The 19169-nt window shown below is 66.1% G+C and carries 11 protein-coding genes; 7 read left to right on the forward strand and 4 right to left on the reverse strand.

Going from position 1 to position 19169, the window contains the following annotated elements; all coding sequences use genetic code 11:
- Nucleotides 1–20: 20 nt before the first annotated feature.
- From ACQR50_RS07850 to ACQR50_RS07860, 3 genes are all read left to right on the forward strand, one after another.
- Nucleotides 21–533: a GAF domain-containing protein gene (locus ACQR50_RS07850; RefSeq protein ID WP_428970500.1), complete on the forward strand. Its 513-nt coding sequence runs from the start codon at nt 21–23 to the stop codon at nt 531–533.
- A complete protein-coding gene (locus tag ACQR50_RS07855) occupies nt 530–2581 on the forward strand; it encodes a putative bifunctional diguanylate cyclase/phosphodiesterase (RefSeq protein ID WP_428970501.1) in 2052 nt (683 codons plus the stop codon). Before ACQR50_RS07850 ends, ACQR50_RS07855 begins: the two co-directional genes overlap by 4 nt.
- A gap of 375 nt (nt 2582–2956) precedes the next feature.
- Nucleotides 2957–5887 carry a TonB-dependent receptor domain-containing protein gene (locus ACQR50_RS07860; RefSeq protein WP_428970502.1) on the forward strand — a complete coding sequence of 977 codons (2931 nt, stop codon included), beginning with the start codon at nt 2957–2959 and terminating at the stop codon, nt 5885–5887.
- 175 nt (nt 5888–6062) lie between these two features.
- On the opposite strand, the gene ACQR50_RS07865 is transcribed toward ACQR50_RS07860, so the two are convergent.
- Nucleotides 6063–9047, reverse strand: coding sequence for a TonB-dependent receptor plug domain-containing protein (locus ACQR50_RS07865; RefSeq protein ID WP_428970503.1), 2985 nt, complete (start codon nt 9045–9047; stop codon nt 6063–6065).
- Between the two features lie 124 nt (nt 9048–9171).
- Nucleotides 9172–12213, reverse strand: coding sequence for a glycosyl hydrolase family 28-related protein (locus tag ACQR50_RS07870; protein WP_428970663.1), 3042 nt, complete (start codon nt 12211–12213; stop codon nt 9172–9174).
- A gap of 164 nt (nt 12214–12377) precedes the next feature.
- Here ACQR50_RS07870 and ACQR50_RS07875 point away from each other — a divergent pair, with 164 nt between their 5' ends.
- Nucleotides 12378–12911, forward strand: coding sequence for a gluconokinase (locus tag ACQR50_RS07875; protein ID WP_428970504.1), 534 nt, complete (start codon nt 12378–12380; stop codon nt 12909–12911).
- A 5-nt stretch (nt 12912–12916) separates the two neighbouring features.
- Here ACQR50_RS07875 and ACQR50_RS07880 read toward each other — a convergent pair whose 3' ends face one another.
- Entirely contained in the window at nt 12917–13594 is a 678-nt protein-coding gene (locus ACQR50_RS07880; RefSeq protein WP_428970505.1) for a FadR/GntR family transcriptional regulator, read from the reverse strand.
- A gap of 13 nt (nt 13595–13607) precedes the next feature.
- A complete protein-coding gene (locus ACQR50_RS07885; RefSeq protein WP_428970664.1) occupies nt 13608–14954 on the reverse strand; it encodes a gluconate:H+ symporter in 1347 nt (448 codons plus the stop codon).
- Between the two features lie 304 nt (nt 14955–15258).
- On the opposite strand from ACQR50_RS07885, the gene ACQR50_RS07890 reads away from it, so the two are divergent.
- The 3 genes from ACQR50_RS07890 to ACQR50_RS07900 all read left to right on the forward strand — a co-directional run bounded on the left by ACQR50_RS07890 (nt 15259) and on the right by ACQR50_RS07900 (nt 19167).
- A complete protein-coding gene (locus tag ACQR50_RS07890; RefSeq protein WP_428970506.1) occupies nt 15259–15516 on the forward strand; it encodes a helix-turn-helix domain-containing protein in 258 nt (85 codons plus the stop codon).
- Between the two features lie 64 nt (nt 15517–15580).
- Complete coding sequence (locus ACQR50_RS07895) at nt 15581–18610, forward strand: glycosyl hydrolase family 28-related protein (protein ID WP_428970507.1); 3030 nt, start codon at nt 15581–15583, stop codon at nt 18608–18610.
- Between the two features lie 59 nt (nt 18611–18669).
- A complete protein-coding gene (locus ACQR50_RS07900; protein WP_428970508.1) occupies nt 18670–19167 on the forward strand; it encodes a DUF427 domain-containing protein in 498 nt (165 codons plus the stop codon).
- The last annotated feature ends 2 nt before the right edge of the window (nt 19168–19169 follow it).

Below are 19169 nucleotides of genomic sequence, written 5' to 3' on the forward strand. Positions count from 1 at the left end.
CTTAGAATTGAAGAGAGACGATGCTGAAGAGCCTGTTCCGGGAAAGGCGACGTACCAGCGCCGTGCATGCGTTGAACGTTCTGGACTCGCCGCCCGAACCCGGCTTCGACCGTTTCGTCGAGCGGGCTGCGCAATCCTTCAACGCCCCCATCGCGCTCCTGTCCCTGATCCATGGCAATCAGCAATGGTTCAAGGCGACACGCGGCGTCGACATCGTCTGCAATCCGCGCCACCGCAGCTTCTGCACCTTCGCGCTCGACAAGCCCGACGTGCTGGAGATTTGCGACCCGTGCAGCGATCCGCGCGTGGCCGAACTGCCAGCCGTCAACGCCGCGCCGTTCGTCCGCTATTATATCGGCGTGCCGTTGCGGGTCACCGGGGGCATTGATGTCGGTGCGCTGTGCGTCTTCGATACGCAGCGACGCAACCCCGCCTCGGCGGACCAGAAAGCCTATCTCATCGCGCTGGCCCGGCAGGCGGTGGTCGCCCTGGAAAGCCGGGCGGACCTGCTCCAGATGGAGGGAACCGCGTGATTGATGTCGTCCTGTGCTTGACGCAACAGCATGACCTGCGCTTCGTCGCGCTGGCGCTGCTGATCTGCGTTACGGGGGCGCTCGCGACCGTCCAGTTGTTCAGCCGGGTCCGGGCCTCCCGTGGCTATCGCCGCTATGGCTGGATCATACTGGGTGCGGTGGGTGCGGGCACGATGGTCTGGGCGACCCATTTCGTCGCCATGATGGCGTTTCGGACGACCGCGCCCGTCATTCTCGATCCGATCCTGACGCTGATGTCGCTGCTGGCGGTGATCGGCATCGCCGCTCCGGGGCTGGCCCTGGCCGCCGGGCGGCGGCGCTGGTCGGGGGCGGTCGGCGGCGCGGTGATCGGCACGGGCATTTCGGTCATGCATTATATCGGCATGGCGGCGTACCGGGTCGACGGCATCGTCACCTGGAAGGAGCCCTATGTCGTCGCCTCGATCCTGTTGTCGAGCGGCCTGTCCGCCATCGCCTTCCACGTGCTGGCCGGGCGGGGGCGTTGGCGCAACAAGGCGGCGGTGGCATGGCTGAGCCTTGCCGTCGCGGCGCTCCATTTCACCGGCATGACGGCGATGAAGATCGCCGTCCTGAAGCTCGGCCAGGGCTTGTCGGGGATGACCATGGCGACGCTGGCGACCACGACGACGGTCGCCACACTCATCATCGTCGGATGCGCGGCGATCAGCGCCCTGATCGACGGGCATACCCAGTCGGAAACCTATCGCCGCCTGCGTCACATGGCCCTGCACGACAGCCTGACCGACCTGCCCAACCGCATCAGCTTCATCGAGGATCTGGAGGCGCGCTTCGGCATCCGCGGCGGTTACCGGCGTATGGCGGTGGTGATGATGGACCTGTCGCGCTTCAAGGTGGTCAACGATACCTATGGCCATCAGGCGGGCGACCAGCTGCTGACGGCGCTGGCGGCCCGCTTCTCGTCCATCCTGCGGCCCGGCGAACGCATCGCCCGGCTGGGCGGCGACGAGTTTTCGGCCGTCGTTTCCTATGACGATCCGGCAGAGCTGGAAGACTTTCTGGACCGGCTGACCAGGGCGTCCGAGGCGCCGTTCCTGTTCGACCGGTTCACCGCGTCGATCGGCGCCAATATCGGTGTCGCGCTGGCCATACGCGACGGCTCCGATGCCGATGCGCTGCTCGCCAAGGCGGACCTGGCCATGTACCGGGCCAAGTCGGCCCACTCCAAGGAGCCTTGTTTCTACGACGCGCATATGGACGATGCGGTGCGTGAGCGGCGCGAGCTGATCGCCGATCTCCGCCATGCGCTCGATGCCGACGCGTTCGAACTCCATTATCAGGTGCAGTCGGCCATCCCGTCGGGCAAGATTTGCGGCTATGAGGCGTTAATTCGCTGGAACCACCCGGTCCGGGGCATGATCCCGCCGGCCCGGTTCATCCCGCTTGCCGAGAAGAGCGGCGATATCGTGCCGCTGAGCAACTGGGTCCTGCGACGCGCCTGCCACGAGGCGGCGGGCTGGGACGATCCGCAGCCTGTTTCGGTCAACCTGTCGCCGATGCATCTCGCCGAAAAGCAGCTGGTCGAGACGGTGCGTTCGGCCTTGGCGGACAGCGGCCTGCCGCCCGAGCGACTGACGCTGGAACTGACCGAGAGCGCGATCATCCATGACAAGCATTTCGCGCTGGAGCAGCTGAAGGCCTTGAAGGCGATGGGCATCGCCATCGCGCTCGACGATTTCGGCGTCGGCTATTCCTCGCTGGAGGTGCTGCGCTCCTTCCCGTTCGACCGGATCAAGCTCGACGCATCCTTCGTTTCCGAGATCGAGCATGACGAGCAGGCGGTGTCGATCCTGCGATCGGTCGCGGCGCTGGGGGCGACGCTCAACATGCCGGTGCTGGCCGAGGGGGTGGAAGAGCCCGCCCAGCTGGCCATCGTGACCCGGGAGGGTTGCGCCGCCGTCCAGGGCTATCTGATCGGCAGACCGTCGCGCATGCTGGCCGATCCCGACCATGTACGACGGGTGGCGAGCCTGCGGCCCCGGATCGTCGAAGCCGAAGCCGTCGCGTGACCAGCTAACGCCTGCGAGACGGGACCACGCCCGGCCCACGATGAACAGATGCCGTAAGGTTCAGTGTTATGTCTGGCGTCTCTCGCGTCTGCCAGCTAGAAATGAAGTAATTGTGACGTTCATTTCATCCGCTTAAAGCAATATAATTGTCGTATATCGAACGAAACCTTGCCCATTATTGCACTAAGGCTATGTAACTGTGTTTTTGCGGTTACATTCGGCCGAATAGATCAACATGAAATTTCCGTAAATTTACAGCGTTTGTCTGTGTCGATTTTATGACGCCACGCTTCCGGGCCTCGTGATGGGGCAGGAGGCGGCAATTTTGGCTGGAGGATCGGATAGCCCGGATCCTCGGCAGAATGAGGACGCGTCATGACCCAGAATCCCACGCCCACCCGTCGCCGGTTGCATATCGGGACCGCCCTTCAGAGCCTGACGCTGGTAGGGCTGGGGCTTGGTATGGCGAGTTTCGCGACGGCGGCGTCGGCTCAGGCCGTGCAGGGTGCGGCGACGGACACCACCGCGGCCACCGCCACCCCGGCGCCGACCGGCGATATCGTGGTCACCGGATCGCGCATCCAGCGTCCCGACCTTCAGAGCAGCAGCCCGGTCGCGACGATCAGCGCGGGCGAGCTGAAGGCGACCAACACGGTCACCGCCGAGTCCTATCTCTCGTCCTCGCCGCAGTTCGTGCCCGCCTCGAGCAGCACGACGAACAACGGCAATGGCGGCACCGCGACGGTCGATCTGCGCGGCCTGGGATCGCAACGGACGCTGGTGCTGGTGAACGGCCGCCGCATGGTGCCGTCGGATATCGGCGGCGCGGTCGACATCAACGCGATTCCGACCGTCCTGATCAAGCGCGTCGACGTGCTGACCGGCGGCGCCTCGGCGGTCTACGGCGCCGATGCCATTTCGGGCGTGGTCAACTTCGTGCTCGACGACAAGATGGAGGGCGTGCGCGCCGATGCCAGCTCGCAGGTCACCGGGCATGGTGACGCCGCCCAGTATAATGCGGGCTTGGCGGCGGGCGTGAAGTTCGGCAACGACGATGCCGGGCATATCGTCATTGCTGGTCAATATACGAAGCGGGACGGCGTCTATCAGTCGGCGCGCGCCTATTCGGCGCAAGCCCTCGACGGCAATCTGAAACCGACCGGGTCGAGCAACGCCACGCCGACCGTCATCGACATCAACTCCGGTCGCTACCAGATCAACGACGGCAGCCAAACGGGCGGCACGGACAATTTCGTGCCCTATTATAAGCCCTATAATTTCAACCCCGCCAATTATCTGCAGGTGCCGCTGGAGCGGTACAACGTGACGGCGCTGGGCAGCTACAAATTCTCCGATGCGGCGGAACTCTATGCACGCGGCAGCTATACGCGCAGTGATGTGACGGCGATCCTGGCGCCGACGGCGACGGGCGGCTTCAACTTTGCGATCTCGCCCAGCAATCCGTTCCTCAACGCGACCAACTCGGCCTTGATCTTCGGCGATCCTGCCAATCTGAACGCCGACGGCACGGCCAATGTCGGCATCCGTCGCCGAGTCACCGAGACGGGCGGTCGCATCCAGCAATTCACCAACGACACCTATTTCGGGATCGTCGGTCTGCGCGGCGACTTCGCCGACAGCTTCCATTACGACGTGTTCGCGCAATATGGCCTGGCCAAGCGGCACGAGGCGCTGCTGAACGACTTGGACTATAACCGGACCGCCCAGGCCATCAACGCGACGGTGGGGGCGAACGGGAACCCCGTCTGCGTCGATCCCAGCAACGGCTGCGTCCCGGTCAACCTGTTTACCTCTCAACCGATTTCGTCGGCGGCGCTGTCCTTCATCACCGCCAACGGATCGCAGGACAATCGCTATACCCAGTTCGTTACCGGTGGCAGCCTGTCGGGCGATCTGAACTTCCTGCAAAGCCCGCTGGCCGACAAGCCGGCCGCCGTCGCGGTCGGTGCGGAGTATCGGCGCGAGACGGGCAGCCAGTCGGTCGATGCCAATTACGGCTCGGGCAACCTGATCTATTACGGGCAGGGCACGGCGGTTCCGAACGCGTCCTTCGACGTCAAGGAAGTTTACGGCGAGTTGCAGATGCCGCTCGTCACCGACCGGCCCTTCGTCCGCGCGCTGAACTTCGAGGGCGGCGTGCGCTACTCGGCCTATACCAACAATACGGTGGCAGGTCGCAACAAGCTGGACGCCGTGACCTACAAGCTGGGCGGCGACTGGAGCCCTGTCGAGGGCCTGCGCTTCCGGGCAATCTTCAACCGGGCGACCCGCGATCCCAACATTGCCGAGCTGAACAGCCCGATCACCCAGGCGGGGACCGACGTGCTGTCGACCGATCCATGTGCGCGGGGCGCCCCGCAGGGCAACGCGGCCCTGGCGGCCAAGTGCATCGCACAAGGTGCCCCCGCCGCGCTGGTCAATTCGGGCGTCATTCAGGACGTGACCGCAGGCCAGACCAACATCAACGCCGGTGGCAATCCGGCGCTGCGGCCCGAAACCGCCAATACGCTGACGGTGGGCGCAGTGTTCTCGCCACGCGTCCTGCCCGGCTTGAACGTCACGGTCGACTATTACCGGATGAAGGTGAACAACTATATCGCCTCGGACGGTTCGCAGGACATCGTGAACCAGTGCTTCAACAACAACATCTCGGCCTATTGCTCGCTGATCGTTCGCAGCAACATCTCGGGCCAGTTGACCGGCTCGCCCAATGCCAACGGCCAGTTCCCGGGCGTGACCGAACAGTTGATCAACGTCGCCACGCTGCAGACCAGCGGCATCGACGTGTCCGCCGATTACCGCTTCAAGCTGCCGGGCGAGGCCAGCCTGACGCTGGCGATGGCGGGCACCTATGTCGACCGCTACACCTTTAACCTGGGGGCTCAGGCGACCCCGATCAATTGCGCTGGCAAGTTCGGTAACAGCTGTGCGGCGGTGTCGATCAATCCGATCCCGCGGTGGAAGCATCAGGCATCGGCAACGCTCAATCTGGGCGATGTCTCGATCCAGGGGCGCTGGCGCTATATCGGGCCGGTCAGCGCGGATCCGGGCACGCCGATCCTGGTCAGCCGTATCCCGTCCTATTCCTTCTTCGACACCAATGTCAGCTTCGACGTGAACAAGCAGTATACCTTCCGTCTTGGCGTCAGCAATGTGTTCAACGTCAATCCGCCGGTTGTAGGTGGCGTGGCCGGTAGCTCCGGATCGAATTCGGGCAATACTTTCCCCAACGTCTATGACTCGCTGGGCCGGACTTTCTTTGCGGGTATCAGCCTGAAGCTCTGATCCCCCGATAGCGGGACGGACAAGGGCTGATATCAGGTTGATCCACCCCTCCCCTTCAGGGGAGGGGCAGGGGGTGGGGCGCTTCCGCAAATGCCCTGCCTGTGGTGATGCCCCACCCCAACCCCTCCCCTGAAGGGGAGGGGCTTGCCTTGGGTCGGCGCTATGTCATCCCGATCTAAAATTTGGCGCGCAGGCCAATCCGGTAGGAGCGACCCAGCGTGTCATACAGCGCCGGATTGACGTCCAGGCCGGTATTGGTCTGCGGCGACGGCTCGGGATCGCGGTTCAGCAGATTGTCGACCTTGAAGAACATGCTGACCGCTGGCGTGACGTTCAGCGAACCGCCTATATCGACATAGAAGGCGCCCTTCATGAAGTTGCGGTCGATCGTCGGATTGTTGCCGGTCGAAACCGGGCAGTTGGTCGAGCAGACGACATATTGGTTGCCGAACACGCCGTCGCTGAACCAGCGCTCCTGGACCAGCAGGCTGAATTTGTCGGTGTCGTAGCTCTGGATCGCCAGCCACTTCCAGCTCGGCGTCGCACCCGAATTGGCCCCTGCGCTGTCGATCGGGATCGTACCGGGCAGGCCGGGGTCGGTCACGAACTTGATGACATGGGTGGCCAGCGCGCGCAGCGTCAGATTGCCGTTCAGCCCCATCGGGTTGCGCCACTGATAGCTGCCCTCGATATCGAAGCCGCTGGTCTTGATCGAGGCGAGGTTGAACGCCTGCACGTTGACGAAGTTCGGTCCGGCCGTGTTCTGAAGGTTGAAGGCGCCGCACGTCTCGGTATTGCCCTGGAAGCACAGGTTGACGATCTGCGCGGCCGACAGGCTGGAGACGACGTCGTTCACCTTGATCGTGTAATAGTCGAAGGACAGGCTGAGCCCCGGTGCCCAGCTCGGCCGCGACAGGACCACGCCCGCCTCGGTGCTGCGCGCGATTTCGGGGCGCAGATTGGGATTGCCCAGCGAGTTCTGGATGATCAGGACCTGGGTATTGCGGAACGGATCGGTGAAGTTGGGCACCGTCGTCGTGGTGGGGGCGGCGAACAGCTCGGACAGGTTCGGCGCCCGCACGTCGCGCGAGGTGACGGCCCGCAGGCGGAAGCCATCGAGCGGCGTGTCCCAGGTGCCGCCCAGCTTCCAGGCATAGACCGCGCCCGAGGTCGAATAATGGGTGGCGCGTCCCGCCGCGCTCAGATTGGCGCGGCCCAGGCTCTCCGAATTGATCAGCGGCAGGTTGAGCTCCAGGAAGCTCTCATACACGTCATATTTGCCCGAGCCGTTCTTGTAGTTGCCCGCATACCAGTTGCTGCCGGTCGCCGAATTCAGGAACGGGTCGGCGGGATAGGCGGCCGAATTGGGGCTGATCGCCGAGACGCCCGCGCCGTAAGGATCGGCGTTCACGCGGTACGCCTCGCGCCGATATTCGACGCCGGTCGCGATCGACAGCGGCCCGGCCCACAGATCGATCAAATTGCCAGAGATGCTGCCCGCCGCCGCGTCCTGGGTCTGGCGGGTATGCTGGAACGGGCCATTGGCGGGCACGATATAGGCCAATGCGGCGGCTGACGGCGTCGCGCCGCCGAAGATGTTGATCGGCTGGCACCCGCTGGCCCGGGCGGCGGCATCGGCGCAGACGATCTGGCCGTTCAGCGTCGTCGCGTTGATCGCCTGGTTATAGCGTCCGGTCAGGCTGATATTGTCGACATCGATGTCGGTGACGTTGATGCCATGCTCGTAATAGACGTCATAGGTCCAGCTGCCGCCGAACACTTCCGCCTTGCCCTTCAGACCGCCCACGAAGCGATACTGGCGGCGATCGGTGTTGACCTTGATGTTCGGCAGGATCGCGTTGCTCAACCCATAGCTGAACTGGGTGATGCCGTTGGCGGCGCATTGCTGCTGGATGGATTGCGGCAGATAGGGGTTGGAACACTGGATGGTCAGCCCCGTCTTGGACGCACCGGGATTGGGCTGGTTGCTGGTCTTCACCTGCGCGATATTGGCGGTGACATACAGTTCCATGTCGGGTGCGATGTCATAGCCGATACGGGTATAGCCGTTGACCCGCTCCAGCGCGGATTGCAGCGAGGTGCCCGATCCGACATGGCCCGACTGGTCGCCGCCGACGCAGAAACCGACATAGCATCCGATGACGTTGCCCGCGGCGTTCTTAGCGGGAACGCCGTTCGACCCGTATTGGAAGGGGAAGGGATTGCCGTTGGCGTCGAACGCCGTGCCCTGGAGCGGCCCGGCGCTGATCAGGCCGTATTTGGTGTATTGATAGGCCTGGCCATGGTCGCGGTAGAGGAATTGCGGCGTGCTGCCGTTGCGGATGCCGGTATCGACCAGCGTCGACGCGCGATACCAGTCGCGGCTGCCCGCCAGATCCTCGCCGAAATTGCCCGGCCCGACGCCCTGGTCCTTGGCATATTCGCCGCTGACGATCAGGTGAAGCCGGTCGCCCGCCAGCGCCTTGCCGAACGCCGCCTGGGCCAGCACCTGGCCGTTATCGCCATAGGTGGTGACGCCGGTCTGAAGATTGCCCTTGAACCCGGTGAAGCGCGTGTCGGTGATGAAGTTGATGACACCGCCGACCGCGTCCGAACCCCAGGAGGCCGAGGCACCGCCGGTCACGACGTCGACCCGCTTGATCAGCAATTGCGGGAACTGGCTGATATCGGGAACGCCGGTGACGTTCGCACCCACCACCCGCTGCCCGTCGAGCAGCGTCAGGGTGCGGATCGTGCCGAGGCCACGCAGCGAAAAGGAGCTGAGGCCCTGTTGCCCGCTCGACGTGCTGAAGGTGCCCGTCGTCGCGCCGGTCGACCCTTGCAGGGACGGCAACTGGGCCACGGTGTTGAAGATGTTGGGCTGGGCGTTGGCCTGGATCTGTTCCTCGCCGATGACCGTGGTCGGCGTGGGGGCGTTATAGCCATTGGCGGTAATGCGGGTGCCGGTGACGACGATGTCGCGCTCGCTGGCCGAAGGCGTCTGCGGATCGGCAGGAACGGCCGCCGGATCGGGGGCCTGGGTCTGCTGCGCCGGTGCGGCCCGTGCGGGGCTCGCGATCAGTGCCAAGGCCAAAGCTGCGATGCTGGTAGCGTTACCGGATTTCCACGAGGCGCGGCTGCGCCGATTGCCGATGCTCATCACTCCATCCCCTCACTCGAATCGCGGAGCATGGGCCGGTAATCGCTGGCCCCTCCGTCTCTGGTCCGCTTTACCGCAGGGACGAAGGGGCGGCATCTACGACCATAGTCGGTATCGTCGCGGCTCAGGGCTTTGCGGCGTACAATCCATGATGGGTCAGGATGAACAGCGTCCGCGCGTCGGTGCCGCCGAACACCAGCTGCAGGGGGCGCTCGGGCACGTCGATCCGGCCGAGTTCCGTGCCTGTCGCGTCATAGACGAAGACCTGCCCGTTCGCGACATAGACCCGCCCGTCCGCGCCCGTGACGACGCTCTCGCCGCCGCGATGGGCGAAGGGTTTCAGCTCGGTCACGGCGCCGCCCGCACCGACCAGCCCGGTATAGGTCCGGTCCTCCGACCCGTTGGCGATGGCGATCCGGGTGCCGGGGCGCGCGGCAATCAGGCCATAGGTGTCGAGCGTGTCCGAAAAGCGCCAGCCGCGATGATCGGTCGGCCCCTGCTGCCACACGCGGAAGGCGGGCAGGGCGATGCTGCCATCGGGGGCGACATAGGATAGAGGCTTGGGCTGGCCGATGTCGCGGGCGAACATCTCGGCCAGGGTGGTGAATCGGTCGGCGGCGGGGTCGTACTGATCGCGGAACTCGCCATTGACCCAGAGGCTGCAGGGCAGGGCGATCCGGGCGCCCGGCGGTGTCGCGGCGCTCGGCGACAGGAGCGTCACGGCGGCGGGGGCCTTGGGATCGATGCTGTAGATCGTCGCGGCAGGCCCTGCGGACGACAGGACCAGCAGCTTGCCAGAGCCATCGACCGCCAGGTTCACCGGGTCGAGCGGCGCGTCGGATACGACCGACAGTCCCTCCGCCTCGCTCCAGCCATGGATGCGGTGGAAATAGCGATCGACGAAATAGAGCTTGCCGCTGGCATCGGTCGCCCCGCCGCCGAGCGAGTAGAAACCGTCCGCCAGCCGCCGGACGGGCGTCAGGCTGGGCGAGGGGGCGGGCAGGGCGGCGGGGGTGACGTCCAGCGCCGCGAACTCGCGCTCGCGGACCTCCGCCCCGCGCGTCATGTCGCGGATCGCATTTTCATAAGGATATTTGCTTGCCCGCAAATAGGTGCCGCAGCCATCCGCCTGACAGGTTGCAAAGCCGCTTTCGGCATTCACATGGACGTTGCGGAAGCGGATGTCGTTCCGGCCGTACAGCGCGATCGCCGCCTTGGCGGGCTGAAGCGAACGGGTGACGCGGTAAGCGTGGAGATTGGCGAACAGCACGTCGCGCACGTTGCGTAGCTCGAAGGCGACGGCATCGCGGCTTTCACCCGCTTCCTCCTCGGTCTGGGGAGCCAGGAACTCCCAATGCGCCACCCGGTCGAGCACGATCTCGGCGCGGCGATGATGCTCGGCGGACATCTGATAGACATGGCCGGGCGTCTCGGTGTTCGACACCAGCATGCCCGCCGAGGCATAGGTGTCGGGCGTCCACAGCCCGTTGAACGTACCACCGCCGCCATCCGTCACCCAAAGGCTGGGATAATGGCCGTCCCAGCGCTGTGTCGGGTCGGGATCGCCGGTGTGGTCGGCATTATAGGGATCGAAGCGGCTCCCATCGGCGCGGAAGGTGCCGTGCCCGCCCTGGAACTTGACGTCATCGACCAGCGAACCCTCGCCCGCACGCCAGAGCAACGCCGTGGCCCGCGGATTGCGCCCGCCTGCGGCCAGGCCGAGGCCGGAGACGATGGCGTCGCCCCCCTTGGCGCTCTCTATCAGTCCCTTCGCGCTGCCGATGCCCCGAAAGGCCGGGCTGTCATCGGTCAGGACGATCTGGGTCAGGCTGGGGTGGAGGCCGATCAGCACGCTGTCGGTGCGCAGGCGTAATGTTTCGCTGACCCGGTAGAAACCGGCGGGGAAATAGAGGATGCGGTGCGTGTCGATCGCCCGTTGCAGCGCGGCGGTGTCGTCGGTCGCATCGTCGCCCTTGGCGCCGAGGTCGCGGACATTGACCCAGCGTTCGACCGGTGGAAGGGCGCGGATCGCGGGAGCCTCGCGGGCCGTCGATGCGGTCAGCGGCACCGCATCCGCCTTGGTCGCATAGCGCCCCGTCTGGCCAAGCGACGGCACTGCCAGACCATATGAAAAGTCGCGCATCCGATAGCGTCGGGCGGGGCCGGTAATCGTCCGCCCGCTGTCGCGGAACTGCGCGAAGACCGGCGTGTCGCTCGCGGTCGCGTCCTGGAAGCCGATTTGCGTATAGGCATTGTCCTCGTTGCTGATGACGATGCCTGCGCGCGCCACCCGCTCGAACCGGACCTTCTTGCCCCAGAGCCAGTCGCCATAGCCCCGGTCAATCTCGATCCCGACGGGCACGTTGCGGATCACCGTGTTGATCAGGGTCAGCCCCGCCTCATGCTCGCGGATGGCGGCGTCGCGCTGTCCGTCGAAGCTGGAGTCGATCAGCGTGTAGGACCAGGCGGGGGAGGGCTTTTCGGTCAGGATGCCGTAGCGCCCGCCATGGAAGTGCAGGTCCTGCCCCAGATTGCCGACCTGATAGATGCCCGCCAGCGCATCGCCCAGCCGGAAATCGATATGCGCCAGATAGCTGTGCTGGGCGGTGTGGAAGCGTACGGCGGTCGCGGCCGGATTGCCCGCCCCGATCTCGAAATCGACATTGGCCATGGCCGAATAGAAGGTGCCCGAATTGGCGTCGGCGATGCTCTTGTCGAAGGGGACGCTGGTCGGCGGCGGTACGGGGACCGGCGCTGCGTCCTTGCCCGCTTCGGGGGGCAGCGTGCCGGTGAAAAAGACCATGGTCCCCACACCCTGCTGGAACCCCGGGGTGGCGGGGGCAAGGACGAAGACGGGGCGTGTCTTGCCCACGCCGAACAGGCGGACGCCCGGCCGCATATAGAGCGTATGGGTCAGCCGATACCGACCGGAGGGCAGGAAGACGATGCCGCCGCCGCCCTGACCCGCCACCCGGTCGATCGCCTGCTGGATTGCTGCGCCGTCGTCGCTCCGACCGTCACCGCGCGCCTGCACCGTCACCGCGCGGGGATCGACGGGCGCGCGGGTGAAGACGGAGGCAGGGCGACCGGCCCAAGCCGGCGACGCGGCGGTTCCGGCGAGCAGCGCCATAACGGCAAGGGAAAGCGGGCGCGTCATGGCGGTCATCCTCATCGGGCGGAACGGATCGGGGGCAGGGCCATTGGGATAGGCAAGGCGACGCTTCGGCACGACTGCGACAAAGGTCGTAATGGCCTTTGTCGTCCCAGACGCGATAGCGAGGGTCGAACGGGCATGGCCGTTAGTGCCGATGCTAACGACAAGGGGTGCGGGTGAAGGCGAAAGACGGCACAGGCGCACGCGCCCATGGCATCGTGGTGATGGGCGTCAGCGGCACGGGCAAGACCACCTTGTCCGAGCGGCTTGGCGCGCGGCTCGATTGCCCGGTGCTGGAGGGCGATGCGTTTCACTCGGCCGAGAATGTCGCGAAGATGCGTACCGGCCATGCCCTGACCGACGCGGATCGTTGGCCCTGGCTGGATCGGCTCGGCGCGGCGATCGGCGAGACTGCGAGGCACGGCGGGGCGGCCATCGCCGCCTGTTCCGCGCTCCGGCGGGTGTATCGCGAGCGTCTGCGGGAAGCGGCGGGCGTGCCGCTGTACTTCGTCTTCCTCGACACCGACGCCCAGGAGATTGCCAGGCGGATGAGCGGGCGCAGGGATCATTATATGCCGCCCAGCCTGCTCGACAGCCAGTTGGCCACGCTGGAGCGACCGACGGCGGAAGAATGCGCGTTGACGCTCGATGCCGGACTGCTCCCCGAAACGCTGGTCGCCCAGACGCTCGGGTGGGTGAAGGGCGCCTGAGACGTTCACGGCATCAGCCGCTTGCGCCCCTGCGACAGATGCCAGCGCATCGCCAGTGCCGCACCGTCGGGATCGCGGCCCCGGATGGCCTCGACGATGGCGTCATGCTCATCCATCATCGCGCCGATCACCTCGGGCGGGCGCGAGCGTGAGATGTCGACACCGGCGCGCAAAATGTGCATCACCTCGTCCTTGAGATGGTCGAAGACGGGGATGAAGGCCGAATTGCCCGTTGCCTCGACGATGGCCCGGTGAAGCACCCAATCCTCGTCGTGCGCGGGCGCGTCGGACAGGAGCGCGGCCCGGAGGGCGGCCAGCGCCTGCTCGATCGCATCCATCTGTTCGCTCGACCGGCGCAACGCAGCCAACCGTGCGGTCTCCGCCTCCAGCACGAACCGCACCTCATAGGTGCCCAGCGTCTTGGCCAGCTCGTCCATCGGCATATGGGTGCCCAGCCGCTCGGACGGGCGGCGCTTGACATAGGAGCCCGCGCCGCGCCGCGCCTCGGTGATCCCGTCCGATGCCAGCCGGGCCAGCGCCTCGCGAACGATGGTCCGCGACATGCCGAACGTCTCGGCCAGCCTCGCCTCGGAGGGCAGGCGGTCGCCGATCGCCAGCCCCTCGTCATTAATGATGCGGACGATCGCCGTATAGGCCCGGTCCGCCAGCCGCCCTTCGTTCATCGTCGCCCCCGCTTCAGACGATATGGCTCAAGACCATCACCAGCGCGAGGCCGACGACGGAGATGACCGTCTCCAGCATCGACCAGGTTTTGAACGTGTCGGCGGTGCTGGTGCCGACATAGCTCTTGACCAGCCAGAAGCCCGGATCGTTGACATGGCTGAAGAACACCGAGCCCGCGCCGATCGCGAGGACGACGAGTTCGGGCGAGACGCCCGACCCGGCGACCACCCCCGGCATGATGCCGACCGCCGTGATGGTCGCGACCGTCGCCGACCCCGCCGCCAGCCGGATACCGACCGCGACCAGCCAGCCGAGCAGCAGCGGCGAGATGGCGTACATGGTGACCAGCCGGGCCAGCAGGTCCGACAGGCCTGCGCTGACCAGCACCTGCTTCAACGCGCCGCCCGCGCCGATCGCCAGCAGGATCGCGCCCGCCGCGCCCATCGTCTCATGCCACACCGCGTCCTGGATCGTCGCCTCGCGCAGCCGCCGCCCGAACAACAGGGGGAGGGCGAGCAAGTTGGTGACGAGCAGCGCGATCACCGGATTGCTCGCCGCGACCAGCCAGGCGGCGCCCTTCAAGCCTGTGGCAAGCTGTCCCAACTCGCCCGTCGCGATCAGCAGCACTGGCAGCAGCACGATGAACAACGCGGCCCCGCGCCCCGGCACCGCGATGTCCAGCCGGTGGTCGCCCAGGACGGGCGGCGCGAGGCGGACACCCGGCGTGACGATCCGCGCCAGCACCGGCCCCGCGATGATCGCGGTCGGAATGGCGATCAGGATGCCGTAAAGCATCGTCCGGCCCAGATTGGCCCCCAGTGCCTCGACCGCCAGCAGCGGGCCGGGATGCGGGGGCACCAGTGCATGGACGACGCCCAGTCCGGCGAGCGCGGGCATGATGAGGCGCAGCTTGGCGGCATCGCGGGCCTCGCCATCGGGCGTGTTCATCGCCTCCGCCGCCGCCACGACGATCGGGAGCAGCAGGACAAGGCCCGTCTCGAAGAACAGCGGCAGGCCGATCAGGATCGCGATGCCCAAAGTCGCCCAGGGCGCCGCCCGCGCGCCGGTTAGCCGCAATGCGCTCTGCGCCAGCGCCGCTGCCGCGCCCGACAGGTGCAGCATCGCCCCCAGCGACAGACCAAGCGCCACGACCAGGCCGGTCCCGCCGACGATGTCGCCCACGCCCTTCTGCACCGCCTTGGCGATGTCGGCGAGCGGCAGCCCGGCGAGCAGTCCGACCGTGAACGCGCCGCACAGCAGGCCGATAAAGGGATGCAGCCGCCCCTTCACGATCATCAGGACGGCGAGCAGGATGCCCGCCAGCGCGGACGCGATCAGGCGGATATCCTCGCCGGTCACGGGCGGGCTCCGCACGTCATCTGGTTCCAGCGCGTGATGTGGTTCAAGCTCTGCGGATCGCGCATCGACACCCCTCCATGGTCCATGGCGGCGTTTTCACCTGCCGGACTTCTCCCATAATCTGTAGGACAGGTTTTCGGGCTTGGGCAATAGAAAAGGGCTTGATCCGGGGCAATTGGCGGGAGCATGATGAAAACCTGTCCAACCGAATCCACATAGATTGGATCGCAACGGACGCGGGATCATGTCGGCGCACACGACCGACAGCCTTTGGCCCAGCCGGGCCGCATAGTGGAGGATGATGATGGAAGGGACACGTCCGACGGCCTGCCAACCCCTGAGCGCGAGCGCCGAAGCGCCCTCGCTCGCACGGCTGACCCCAACCCAGATGAAGGTGCTGCGCGGCGTCCATTCGGGGATGCTCAACAAGCAGATCGCGTTCGATCTGGGCATCGCCGAGGCCACGGTGAAGGCGCACATGACCGCGCTGATGCGCAAGCTGAACGTGCGCAACCGGACACAGGTGGCGATCGCGGCGCAGGCGCTCAGCCTCCACGCCTGATCCAGGTTGGCGACGCCGGTCGCCGTGCCGCTACGCTGAGGCCCACCGATAAGAGGAGAGGGCAATGAAGACGAACTGGCTGCTGAGCGCGGCGGTGGTGATGGCCGCTGCACCCCTGATGGCGGCCCCCGCTGCCGCCCGGTCCTCGACCTCCATCTATCGCACCGCCCCCGCCGATCCGCGCGCGATCACCATCCGGGGCGTGGGCGACGGGCGCGCCGATGACAGCGCCGCGATCCAGCAGGGCATCGACGAAGCGGCCAAGGGCGGCCATGGCGGCATCGTCTTCCTGCCCTCAGGCCGCTATCGGATCAGCCGCACGATCATCGTGCGGTCGGGCGTTCGCCTGTTCGGGGTCGGTCCGACCCGGCCCGAGATCCTGTTGGCCGATGCGACGCCGGGCTTCGGCGCGGGCATCGCGGCGATGATGACCTTTGCAGGCGACGACCAGTATCGCTCAGGCAAGCCGCCGGTGCCGGTGCCGACGACGGTGCCGTTCGATCCGACGCTGTACGACGCCACCTCCTCGACCTTCTATTCCGCGCTCGCCAATGTCGATTTCCGCATCGGAGAGGGCAATGCGGGTGCGGTCGGGGTGCGGTTTCGCGTCGCTCAGCATGGCTATATCCGCCATGTCGATTTTCATATCGGATCGGGCTTTGCCGGTGTCTATCAGGCAGGCAATGCCGCGCAGAATCTGCGCTTTTTCGGCGGCCGATATGGTATCGTTACCGAGAAGACCTCGCCCGCCTGGCAGTTCACGCTGATCGACAGCGACTTCACGGGCCAGCGCGAGGCGGCGATCCGGGAGCATGAGGTCGACCTGACGCTGGTCAACGTCGCCATCCGTGACACACCGGTGGGGATCGAGATCGACCGGGGCTATTCGGACTCGCTTTGGGGCAAGCAGGTGCGGTTCGAGAATGTCCGGGACGCGGCCGTGGTCATCTCCTCGGAAAAGAGCGTCTTTACCCAGATCGGCTTCGACAACGCGATCGGCATCGCCACGCCCGTCTTTGCCAAATTCCGCGACAGCGGTCGGGTCGTGGCGGGCGCGGGACCGCGCTACCGCGTCGCCGATTTCGGCTATGGGCTGAAAGTGCCCGAGCTGGGGCAGATGGGCGACTTCGCGACCGATGTGAAGATCAGCCCGCTGGGCCGGACGCCTGCGAGAGCCAAACCCGCCATCCCCGCGCTGCCGCCGGTCGCGGCCTGGGCGAACGTCCGCGATCTGGGGGTAAAGGGCGACGACACCACCGACGACACCGTCGCGCTGCAACGCGCGATCGACACGCACCGCGTCCTCTATCTGCCGATGGGCCGCTACCGGGTCAGCGATACGCTACGGCTGCGCCCCGACACGGTGCTTATCGCGCTGCACCCCAGCCTGACCCATATCTATCTGGCGGACGATGCCCCCGGCTATCGCGGGATCGGATCGGCCAAGGCGCTGATCGAAAGTGCGAAGGGCGGGGCGGGGATCGTCTCGGGCATGGGGCTGTGGACCGGCGGGGTCAATCCACGCGCCACCGCCTTGCTGTGGAAGGCGGGCGAGGCATCGCTGGTCGATGACGTGAAGATCCAGGGCGGCGGCGGTACTGTGCTGACGCCGGGCAGCCCGATCGGCTTTGGCGACCAACGCGCACGCTTTGACGGGCAGCATCCCAGCATCTGGGTGACGGACGGCGGCGGCGGCACGTTCAACGCGCTCTGGTCGCCCAATACACTGGCCTCGGCCGGTTTCTATGTCTCGAACACGACGACGCCGGGGCATGTCTATCAACTGTCGGCCGAGCATCATTACCGTGCCGAGATCGTGCTCGATCATGTCGCCAATTGGGAATTCCTGGCCCCGCAGACCGAGCAGGAGGTGCGCGACGGCGTCAACGCCGTGTCGACCGAATTCCGGCACAGCCGCAACATCCTGTTCGCCAACTATCACGGCTATCGTGTCACCCGCACCGCCAAGCCGATGGATGCGGCCGTCAAGCTGTATGACTCCGGCGATATCCGTTTCCGCAACGTCCATGTGAATGCCGAGAGCGGCTTTGCCAGCTGCGACGCCAAGGGCTGCGGCACCTTTCTCCGCGCGAGCAAATATCCGTTCGAGAATGCGATCAAGGATATGACGCGCCAAACGGAGGTGCGCGAGCGGGAGTTCGCCCGCCTCGACGTGCCGCCTGCTCCCGCCAGCGCGGCGACGGCGTCGGCGGTGCCGGTGTCGCCGGGCGTCCGCAAGCTGGCTGACGGTTTCTATTCGATCGCCGGGGCGGCGGTCGATGCGACGGGGACGCTGTACTTCATCGATCGCTTCTTCCAGCGTATTCATAGCTGGTCGGAGGCGAAGGGGCTGAATATCGTCGCCGATGCCCCGCTGGATGCGGTCAATCTGGCGGTCGATCGGTCCGGCCATCTGCTGGTCCAGTCCTCGGCCGGACGCGACGGCAGTGTCTACAGCATCGACCCGTCTGCTCCGGCGGCGGTGACCGTGATCCCGCCGACCCCGGTCCGGACGCGTTCGGGCGCGCAGACGCTGCTGCCGGTCAATGTCTGGGAAAATGGCGAGTTTGCCGACCGGATCGACCCCAAAAGCTACAGCTATCCGACCATGGCCGAGATGTTCGCCGCCAAGATGGGCACGGCCAAGGCGCAGGAATATGTCTCGCCCGATGGGTCGCTGGTGCTGCCTGCCTTTCGCGTGTGGAACCAGGGGCCGGACGATCATCAGGGCTGGCGCTGGTCCGACACGCTCGACGCCTATGGCTTCGTGCCCCCGCCGGTCGGGGGCGAGGTGGTGCTGACCAACGGCTCGGAGAACCGGACCTATGCCGGGCGGGTCGGAGAGGGCGGGCGCGTCACCGATCTGCGGGTGCTGGCCGAGCGTGGGGGTGAAAGCGCCGTGCGCGATGCGGCGGGCAGGCTCTATGTCGCGAATGGGCAGGTCTTCGTCTACAATCCCGATGGCTCGCTGTTGCGCCGGATCGACGTGCCCGAAAGGCCGCTGCAACTGGTGCTGGGCAAGGAAGAGGCGGGAGGAGAGCCGGGGCGGCTGTTCATCCTGACCCATCACGCGCTCTATTCCGTCACGCTATAGGGAGGGATGGTCGATCCGTCCGCCGAGGAGCCGGAGGCGTTTCGCCACGTTATCGTGCCATGACCAAGCCCAAGCCCGATCCCGTCGGCCCCGGCCAGGAAAGCGTCTGGACCTATCCGCGCCCCGCCATCGCCGAGCCGAGCGCGCGCCATGTCCAAATCGCGCATCGCGGTATCGTGATCGCCGATACCTGCGCTGCCGTCCGGACGCTGGAGACCAGCCACCCGCCCAGCTGGTATCTGCCGCCTGCCGATATCGACCAGCGCGTGCTGCGCCGGTCGGATCGGCGGTCCTTTTGCGAATGGAAGGGGGAGGCGATCTACTGGCATGTCGATCTGGGCGGCACGCTGCTCCGCGATGTCGCGTGGAGCTATCCCGCCCCGACGCCGGGCTTTGCGATCCTGCGCGATCATCTGGCCTTCTACGCCGCGCCGTTCGACCATTGCACGATCGACGGGGAGCAGGTCCGGCCGCAACCCGGCGTCTTCTATGGCGGCTGGATCACGGCCGATCTGGCGGGGCCGTTCAAGGGCGGGCCGGGCAGCATGGCCTGGTAGGC

It is taken from the genome of Sphingomonas sp. Xoc002, assembly GCF_050408055.1.
In the GTDB taxonomy this organism is placed as follows: domain Bacteria; phylum Pseudomonadota; class Alphaproteobacteria; order Sphingomonadales; family Sphingomonadaceae; genus Sphingomonas; species Sphingomonas yabuuchiae.